Source organism: Photobacterium damselae (assembly GCF_003026815.1).
In the GTDB taxonomy this organism is placed as follows: Bacteria; Pseudomonadota; Gammaproteobacteria; order Enterobacterales; family Vibrionaceae; genus Photobacterium; species Photobacterium damselae.
The window spans coordinates 82,822-92,053 of record NZ_PYOG01000016.1; the positions used below are offsets into that span (position 1 = coordinate 82,822).

At 41.1% G+C, this 9,232-nt stretch carries 8 protein-coding genes and 1 rRNA gene; 7 read left to right on the forward strand and 2 right to left on the reverse strand.

What is annotated here, in order from left to right; genetic code table 11:
- Positions 1-3: 3 nt before the first annotated feature.
- On the reverse strand, positions 4-690 hold the full coding sequence (locus CTN07_RS14330) for a methionine ABC transporter permease (RefSeq protein WP_005297974.1): 687 nt from the start codon (positions 688-690) through the stop codon (positions 4-6).
- Positions 680-1,714, reverse strand: a complete 1,035-nt coding sequence (gene metN / locus CTN07_RS14335; protein WP_005297975.1) for a methionine ABC transporter ATP-binding protein MetN — start codon at positions 1,712-1,714, stop codon at positions 680-682. The genes CTN07_RS14330 and metN overlap by 11 nt, the downstream gene beginning before the upstream one ends.
- Before the next feature lie 347 nt (positions 1,715-2,061).
- On the opposite strand from metN, the gene gmhB reads away from it, so the two are divergent.
- The 7 genes from gmhB to CTN07_RS14370 all read left to right on the forward strand — a co-directional run.
- Entirely contained in the window at positions 2,062-2,616 is a 555-nt protein-coding gene (gene gmhB / locus CTN07_RS14340) for a D-glycero-beta-D-manno-heptose 1,7-bisphosphate 7-phosphatase (RefSeq protein ID WP_005297976.1), read from the forward strand.
- A gap of 239 nt (positions 2,617-2,855) precedes the next feature.
- Positions 2,856-3,887, forward strand: a complete 1,032-nt coding sequence (locus CTN07_RS14345; RefSeq protein WP_005297977.1) for an ABC transporter permease subunit — start codon at positions 2,856-2,858, stop codon at positions 3,885-3,887.
- Entirely contained in the window at positions 3,884-4,927 is a 1,044-nt protein-coding gene (locus CTN07_RS14350; RefSeq protein WP_005297978.1) for an ABC transporter permease, read from the forward strand. Before CTN07_RS14345 ends, CTN07_RS14350 begins: the two co-directional genes overlap by 4 nt.
- Before the next feature lie 10 nt (positions 4,928-4,937).
- Positions 4,938-5,825 carry an ABC transporter ATP-binding protein gene (locus tag CTN07_RS14355; protein WP_005297979.1) on the forward strand — a complete coding sequence of 296 codons (888 nt, stop codon included), beginning with the start codon at positions 4,938-4,940 and terminating at the stop codon, positions 5,823-5,825.
- A 13-nt stretch (positions 5,826-5,838) separates the two neighbouring features.
- Positions 5,839-6,669 carry an ATP-binding cassette domain-containing protein gene (locus CTN07_RS14360; RefSeq protein ID WP_005297980.1) on the forward strand — a complete coding sequence of 277 codons (831 nt, stop codon included), beginning with the start codon at positions 5,839-5,841 and terminating at the stop codon, positions 6,667-6,669.
- A gap of 24 nt (positions 6,670-6,693) precedes the next feature.
- Complete coding sequence (locus CTN07_RS14365; protein WP_005297987.1) at positions 6,694-8,523, forward strand: extracellular solute-binding protein; 1,830 nt, start codon at positions 6,694-6,696, stop codon at positions 8,521-8,523.
- A gap of 485 nt (positions 8,524-9,008) precedes the next feature.
- Positions 9,009-9,232, forward strand: a 16S ribosomal RNA gene (locus CTN07_RS14370); the annotation flags it as partial.

The window sequence follows — 9,232 nt, forward strand, 5'->3', positions numbered from 1 at the left end:
TAACTATCGGTGATCGACACGCTTTACACAGTAATCACCAATAGATTGAATTAATTGCACGAGAATAATGAGCATGACAACAGTAATAGCCATCACAGTGCCATCAAAGCGTTGATAGCCATAACGAATTCCTACATCACCTAAACCTCCACCGCCCACGGTGCCAGCCATCGCCGAATAGCTAACGAGAGTAACAAGGGTGATGGTCACACCATTTATGATGCCGGGTAATGCTTCAGGTAGTAGCACTTTGGTAATGATCTGCTTTGGTGTCGCTCCCATAGCTTGTGCTGCTTCAACAAGTCCAGCTGGCACTTCAAGTAATGCGCCTTCAACTAAGCGAGCAATAAAAGGAATGGCTCCGACTGTGAGTGGCACAATTGCGGCTGCGGTGCCAATTGAGCTGCCAACAACAAAACGAGTAAATGGAATAATGGCAACTAACAGAATAATAAATGGGATCGAACGGCCTATATTAACGATAAATCCCAGACTTTTATTGAGTGCTTTATTCTCTAATAATCCACCTTTTTTACTAAGGTGCAGCATTACGCCAAGAGGAATACCAATAATAAAACCAATGAGTCCTGAAACGAGAACCATGACCAAGGTTTGACCTAAGGCTTCAATCAAGAGGGCTGTTAGGCGTTCATTGTTAGCAAACCAAGATGAAATAGAATTAAGCGACATAGCCCAGCACCTCTACATTTATTTTGTGATCTCGTAAGAAAGCAATCGCTTTGTTGGCCGCGGTTTCAGTACCAAAAAATTCAGCTAACATTAAGCCAAACTTTACCCCGCCAGCATAATCCATATCGGCGCTTAAGATGCTGATATCAATATTAAATTCACGGGCTACTTGGCTAATTAATGGTGCATCAACAGAATCACCTGTAAATTCAAGTCGAACTAATGGATAACTGCCTTCGCGTTGCTCTAAGCTCATTCTGGCCTGATAATCTTCCGGAATAGAGAGATCGAGAGTTGAGCGGATGAAGTTTCTTGCTAACTCTGTTTTAGGGTGCGCAAAGATATCACCAACAGGGCCTTTTTCTACTAATTCACCATCACCAATAATGGCAACTTGATGGCAGATGCTTTTTACGACATCCATCTCGTGGGTAATAAGAAGAATGGTGATATTAAGCTGGCGGTTGATTTTCTTTAGTAGCTGTAAAATTGATTGTGTTGTTGCTGGATCGAGTGCGCTGGTTGCTTCATCACATAGCAAAACTTTAGGATCGGAAGCCAGTGCTCTTGCGATAGCCACACGCTGTTTTTGTCCACCACTTAAATTGGCGGGAAAACTGTGTTTTTTCTCACTTAACCCAACCAATTCAAGCAATTTATTAACTTTATTTTCTAACTGATTTTTCTTAACCCCAGCAAGCTCTAGAGGGAGGGCCACATTGGCAAAAACGGTGCGAGAAGCCAGTAGGTTAAAATGCTGAAAGATCATGCCGATTTTGCGTCGAGCAAGTGTTAATTGTTGATTGGATAATTGGGTTAGCTTGATACCATCAACGATAATATCGCCACTGGTTGGTCGCTCAAGCAAATTGACACAGCGAATGAGAGTACTTTTTCCTGCGCCCGATGAGCCAATAACCCCAAAGATATTGCCCTGTTCTATGGTTAAATTAATATCACGGAGTGCGCTTATCGCTTTATCACCCTGATAGAATATTTTATTAACATTGTTGATTTCTATCATCGTACTTCCTAATCCCTGGGAGAGCGTTAATTGTTCTCTTTGCTTTTTCTTATACCGAAAATGTTATTGCTTGTAACAAAATAGTGGTGTTTGCGGTGTTGTTTTTGTATTAAATTGCTAATTGTACGAGCTGATACGTTAAAAAATGTCGCTCGCTGTAACATTCATGCTATGGTCTCTCTGTTTTTAAGTCAATAGATATTTTTACGTCTAGACGTCTATATGTCTTTGTGCGTTAAAATACCATTATTGGATTGATTGTGATTTGGATAAATCGTCAGAAGCACTGCTCTTTTGGGGGCTGTCGTGCCATAATCTAGCAAACCGATAATTTTGAGGGCTAAGTTTTGGCCAAACCTGCTGTCTTTATTGATCGTGATGGCGTTATTAATGTCGATCACGGCTATGTTCACACTACGGATGATTTCGAATACGTAGAAGGTGTTTTTGCTGCGTGTAAAAAACTAAAAGAGATGGGATATCTTTTAGTCTTAGTAACCAATCAATCGGGCATTGCTCGTGGTATGTTCACTGAAGATGAGTTTTTGTCTCTAACCGAGTGGATGGATTGGAACTTTGTTGATAATGGCGTGGAATTTGATGGTATCTATTACTGTCCACACCACCCAGAAGGTCAAGGGGACTATCGCCAAGAGTGTGATTGTCGTAAACCTAAGCCTGGTATGTTAATTTCAGCGCGTGATTACTTAAAAATTGATATGGCGCAATCTGTTATGATCGGTGATAAAGCAGATGATATGACAGCAGCAAAAGCGGCTGAAGTTGGAACGAAAATTTTAGTTCGCACTGGTAAGCCAGTTACTGAAGTTGGCGAGCAACTTGCTGATGTTGTGCTAGACAGTGTGGCAGATGTTCCTGCTTGGTTGGCGAGCCAAAAATAACGTTTTACCTAAGCCTAATAGAATAAGCCGAGATTTATGATGATCTCGGCTTTTTTATGATTATTTTCTGAAAATTGGTACTTTTTTTGCCTATATTTATCTATGTGGCTGGTTGTATTTTTAGTTATTGAGCATTGCTCGTCTTTTTATTTGATGATAAACCAGAGAAGCAAAATGGATTTGCATGAATAAAACCTCTTTGTAGGCATTTGGAGGTGAGGACAAGGAGCTGTCTAGTAATGTTGCACTATTTTATTCGGCGTTTATTTTTGGTGATACCAACCTTTTTGGGTATTACCTTGCTTATCTTTGCGATCACCCGTTTGGTTCCCGGTGGTCCTGTTGAGCGAATGCTAGCATCCATGCACAGTCAGATGGATGGCGGGGTATCGTTATCTCAATCGGGCGAGAGTTCTGCTCTGTCACAAGATCAATTGGCTGAACTCAATGCTTTTTATGGTCTAGATCAGCCCGTCACGACTGCTTATATCAATTGGCTCACCAAATTAGTTACATTAGATTTGGGTGAATCGACCCGCTATTATGAACCTGTCACAGAGATGATTGCTGAGCGCCTTCCTGTCTCTCTCTTTTATGGTGCAATGACATTTGTCATTAGTTATCTCATATCGATCCCACTTGGCTATTACAAAGCACTTAAACATGGCTCTTGGTTTGATTCCAGCTCTTCTATTTTAATTTTTTTAGGCTTTGCTTTACCTGGCTATGTTGTTGGAGTGCTATTAATTACTTGGTTTAGTTATCACTTAGAGTGGTTTCCGATGGGGGGCTTTGTGAGTGATGATTTTGATGAGCATCTGTCTTTGTGGGCTCAAATTAAAGATCTTATGTGGCATGCGGTACTACCTCTTATTTGCTATCTCATCGGTGACTTTGCAACTTTAACCATGACAATGAAAAACAATTTGATGGAGAACCTATCGGCCGATTATCTTCGCACTGCTATGGCAAAAGGACTGCCGTTTCGAACAGCGGTACGTAAACATGCCCTAAGAAATAGCTTAATTCCCATTGCCAGTCATTTTGGTAACTCTTTACTTTTTTTCATGAGTGGTTCTTTTCTTATCGAAGTGATTTTCAACATCGATGGTATTGGGTTATTGGGGTATGAATCGGTTATGGAGCGTGATTATCCTGTGGTGATGGGAATTGTCGCCATTAATGCGGCCATGTTGCTGGTGGGCAATATCTTATCGGATATGTGCGTGGCCATGGTGGATCCTAGGGTAAGATTTGGAGCGCCAGCATGATAAAACTCAATCCATTAACCAAGAAAAAAATTGACCGCTTTAAGTCTCTTAAACGAGGGTATTTCTCTTTTTGTTTATTGAGCCTGTGTTTGTTGCTCTCGCTGATGGCAGAAGTCTTAATTAACAGCAAAGCCTTAGTGGTTCGCTATCAAGGTGAGTATTTCTTTCCCGTTTTTTCGCAGGTAATTCAAGGACAAAAGTTTGGTTTAGCAACCCATGGTGAGACGGATTATCGCTTATTGCAACAAAAGTTTCGTCAACAAGATATGGGGGATTTTGTCATTATGCCGCTGGTGCCATGGAACCCATATGAACAAGATTTTTCAGGTGCTTACCCTCCGACTCCGCCAAGTATTGCTGAGCAGCATTATTTAGGTACGGATGTTATTGGGCGCGATATATTGGCTCGTTTGGTTTATGGTTTTCGCACTGCAATGGGGTTTGCTTTAATAACAATGGCAATCTCTTATGCGATAGGAGCGGTAGTTGGTTGTGCAATGGGATTTTTTGGTGGCAAGTTTGACTTGATTGTTCAGCGCTTGATTGAGATCTGGTCCATGGTGCCTTTTCTTTACGTCATTATGATTTTGGTCTCTATCACTCAACCAACCTTTGCCCTCTTTGTCGCAATTAATGTGTTATTTGGCTGGATGGGGATGACTTGGTATATGCGTACTATGACCTACAAAGAGTCTGCCCGAGAATATGTACTTGCAGCCAAAGCTCTAGGGGCCTCAACGTGGCGTATTATCTGCCACCATATATTGCCCAATACCATGGTTATGATAGTAACTCTGGCTCCTTTTACTATTGCTGCCAATATCACTGCTTTAACGGCATTGGATTACCTTGGACTTGGTCTTATGCCTCCAACCCCAAGTTGGGGGGAGCTATTACAGCAAGGTAAGTCAAATTTAGATTCACCTTGGATCGCTACCTCAGTTGTTACTGCCATTGTGTTAGTACTTGTTATGGTGACTTTTATTGGTGAAGCGATTCGTGCAGCTTTTGATCCAAAACGTTTGACTCGGTACCAATGAGAGGCTGCTTATGAACGATTTGCAATCACCTTTATTAGAGGTAAAAAACTTAAAAGTTGCTTTTGCTAATGAAAGCGGTAATAAGCAGAACCAGTGGCAGCAAATACTGCATGGCGTCAGTTTCTCCGTTTATAAAGGTCGAACTCTTGGGTTAGTCGGGGAATCTGGCTGTGGGAAAAGTATTACAGCGCTGTCTATAATGGGGTTATTACCTCAGCCTTACAGTAAAATCACCTCAGGATCTATTGTTTATCAGAATCAAGAACTGACACAGTTACCATCTCAGCAAAGATATCAATTACGTGGCGATAGAATTTCAATTATTTTCCAAGATCCGATGACAGCGCTCAATCCTGTTCATACTATCGGCCAACAAATTTGCGAAGTCTTAGCTCTGCATCGGCCAGAATTAGCGAAAAAGCAGCGTTGGCATCATGCGATAGAGTTACTGGAAAAGGTCCAAATTCCCAATCCTCAATTACGCATTCGTGAATACCCGCACCATCTTTCGGGGGGTATGCGTCAGCGAGTGATGATCGCTATGGCGTTAGCTTGTCAGCCTGATATTTTAATTTGCGATGAGCCAACCACAGCCCTTGATGTGACAGTCCAAGCCTCTATTTTGGATTTAATGCACGATCTACAGCAAGAGACTCAAATGGCGATGATCTTTATTACTCATGACTTAGGCGTAGTCGCTGAAATTTGTGATGATGTTGCTGTGATGTATGGTGGGAAAATTGTTGAATATTCAGATGTTTTTGAGCTCTTTGATCACCCTAAACACCCATATACTAAGCGTTTATTAGGATTAATGCCTAAACTTACGGATAAGCCTAAACAACTTATTGATATTAAGCCGATTGATACTACGTTATTTCCTGAGTTCCAAGGATAGGCAAGGAGAGGGTATGAGTGAAGTTTTACGGGCGACAGATCTTTGCCAATATTTTTACAACGGAGGCGGTTTCTTTCGTAAAGGGGAGGAAATCAAAGCCGTTGATGGCGTGTCATTGATTGTTAATGCGGGGGAAACTTTGGGCTTAGTGGGCGAGTCTGGTTGTGGCAAAAGTACCTTGGGGCGGGCTTTACTCAAACTATACCAGCCCAGTCGCGGTGAGATATTTTTCCAAGGTCAGAATATTACTCAGTTCAGTGTGAAAAAGATGCGCCCACTGCGAAAAGAGATGCAAATTGTGTTTCAAGACCCTATGGAGTCACTAAACCCTCGCCATACCGTTGGAATGATTTTAGAAGAGCCGTTTATTATTCATAAGTTAGGAACCAAAGCGGAGCGGCAAATATGGGTTGATGAATTGTTGGTTAAGGTTGGACTGCCCATTTCAGCAAAAGATCGATATCCCCATGAATTTTCAGGTGGACAAAGACAACGTATCGGTATTGCTCGAGCCATTGCTTTAAAACCTAAATTACTTATTTGTGATGAATCTGTTTCAGCCTTAGATGTCTCGGTGCAAGCTCAGATCTTAAATTTACTGTTACAACTACAACAGGAGATGAATTTAGCCATGATTTTTATTTCCCATGATCTTTCAGTGGTTAAGCATATTTCCGACAGAGTTGCTGTGATGTATTTTGGCAAAATAGTGGAAACAGGCCCAACTGAACAGGTATTCCTCCACCCCAAAGCCAGTTACACCAAACAGTTGTTAGCAGCCATTCCCGTGACTCATCCACGCGATCGCAGAAAAAGAAGATTGCAACGAGATCAAGTGGCGTAATTAAATAGATAACAAGGATGTTAGATGATGAAACCCATTGTAATGACGGTAGCTGCGCTAGGATGGTTAATGATAGCGCCAAGTTGGGCTACAACACTGCCTGATGATCTTAAATGGCAAACCAATTTAGATGAGCCACTTTTTGCCTCACCTGACGCTCAGTTTGGAGGAACATTTCGTACTTATATTGCTAGCTTTCCCCAAACGTTTCGAGTTGTTGGTCCTGATTCTAACGGTGCTTTTCGTGGCTGGTTAGTCGATTATCAACCCGCTTTAGTTGCTAAACATCCAAATACTGAAGCTTGGCTACCAAATTTAGCCACCCACTGGGCATTAGCAGACGATCATAAAACGGTGTATTTTCGTTTGAACCCGGCAGCAAAATGGTCTGATGGAAAACCAGTGACTGCAGATGACTATCTTTTTATGCTGCAAATGATGCGTTCAAAAGACATTGTCGCGCCTTGGTATAATGAGTATTACAGTAAGCAGATTGTCGATATTGTGAAATTTGATGATCACACTATCGCGGTTAAGCAAGCGGAACCCAAAAATCCAGATGATCTTTTGTATTACAGTAACCTTCAGCCCAGACCTAAGCACTTTTATAAAGTAAAAACGGATAAAAATAGTGATGGGATCGATGATAATTATGTTCGACGTTATAACTTTAAACCAGAACCTGTCACAGGTCCTTATTATTTAGATAAAGTTAAGAAAGGGAAATCTGTCACTTTTCGGCATGTAGGGCAAGATTGGTGGGGGTATCAAAACCCTTATTACAAGCACCGTTATAATGTTGAAAAAATTCGTTTAACGGTTATTCGAGATAATGATATTGCCCGTAAGCATTATGAAAAAGGCTCACTTGATGCGTTTAATCTGGTTATGCCGTCATTGTGGCACGATAAGTCGAATACAGAGCCGTATCAAAAAGGGTACATAGAAAAATTCTGGGGCTATAACCAAACCTTACAAGGGGCTGGTGGTATTTGGATCAATACTCAAAAGCCATTGTTGAATAATATTGATGTACGAAAAGGTCTTGGATTCGCTACAGATTTTGATGGCATGATCGAAAAAGTGTTGCGAGGAGATTACGTACGTCAAGCCAATGGTATGGGAGTTGGACAGGGTGATTACACTAATAAAGATATTCAAGCACCTAAGTTTGATTTAACAAAAGCCAATGAATATTTTATTAAAGCAGGATTTGATAAGTTCGATGCGCAAGGTATTCGAATGAATGAGAAAGGTGAGCGCTTATCTTTTGCCATTACCTATGCTTATGCAGAGCACACACCACGTTTAGCTTATCTTAAAGAGCAGGCAAAACAGGCTGGGGTGGAATACACTCTCAACTTAGTCGATGGCTCTTCTGCGTTTAAGTATGTATTAGAAAATAAGCATCAACTCTCTTTCCATACAATGGGGTCGAGCGAAATTCCTGCCTATTGGGAATATCTTCACAGTAGTAATGCCAATCAACCTCAAACCAATAATTTTACCAACTATGCATCCAGTGATATGGATTCCTTGATTATGGCCTATCGCAATGAATTTGATGTCAGCAAGAAAAAGGCTTTATCAAAAGAGATTCAACAAATAGTGGCAGATGAGGCGTTAATTATACCTGGCTATATGGTGCCTTATACCCGCGTTGGTTATTGGCGCTGGATGAAATATCCGACCCCTGCGATGACGAAGAAGACTGAACAACTGTTTAGTGTTGGGATGAACAGTGATTTGGGTACTTATTGGATCGATGAAAAGATAAAGAAAGAGACTCTAGCTGCAATAAAACAAAATAAGAGCTTTAAACCTAAAGTCATCGTGGATGAATCTTATAAGTAAAGCCTCATTTTATGGTCTTAGGTTATTTTAAGATACGAGATGTAAAGCGTTATTATCCATTAAAGCTTTAGGAAAGTAGCATGGGATAATAATAGATGCTTTCTAATCGGTATAAAAGGTGTAGTTTGGGCTGCGCCTTTTCGTTTTTTAAGCATAAAAACTCAAGATGGATTAAAAAGTAATCACTCAAACTCAAAAAGAGAAAAAACTATAAAAATAGGCTTGCCAGTAAAAATTTAATCTCTATAATCCGCTCTCGTTGTCACGACAAAGCACTGAATTAAGAGCGGTTGTGATAATATTGTTCTTTAACAATTTGACCATGCAATCTGTGTGGGCACTCGTGAAATGATTTAGTCTAAAAGATTTAATCAATGAAACTGAGTGACCAAGTGATACGTAAGTATCAGCACAGTCAATTCATTCATCATTTATGATGAATTAACAGTATTCATTGAGCCGTATCGTTAGATACAACAAAACTTTAATTGAAGAGTTTGATCATGGCTCAGATTGAACGCTGGCGGCAGGCCTAACACATGCAAGTCGAGCGGCAGCGACTTAACTGAACCTTCGGGGAACGTTAAGGGCGGCGAGCGGCGGACGGGTGAGTAATGCCTGGGAATATGCCCTGATGTGGGGGATAACTATTGGAAACGATAGCTAATACCGCATAATCTCTTCGGAGCAAAGAGGGGGACCTTCGGGC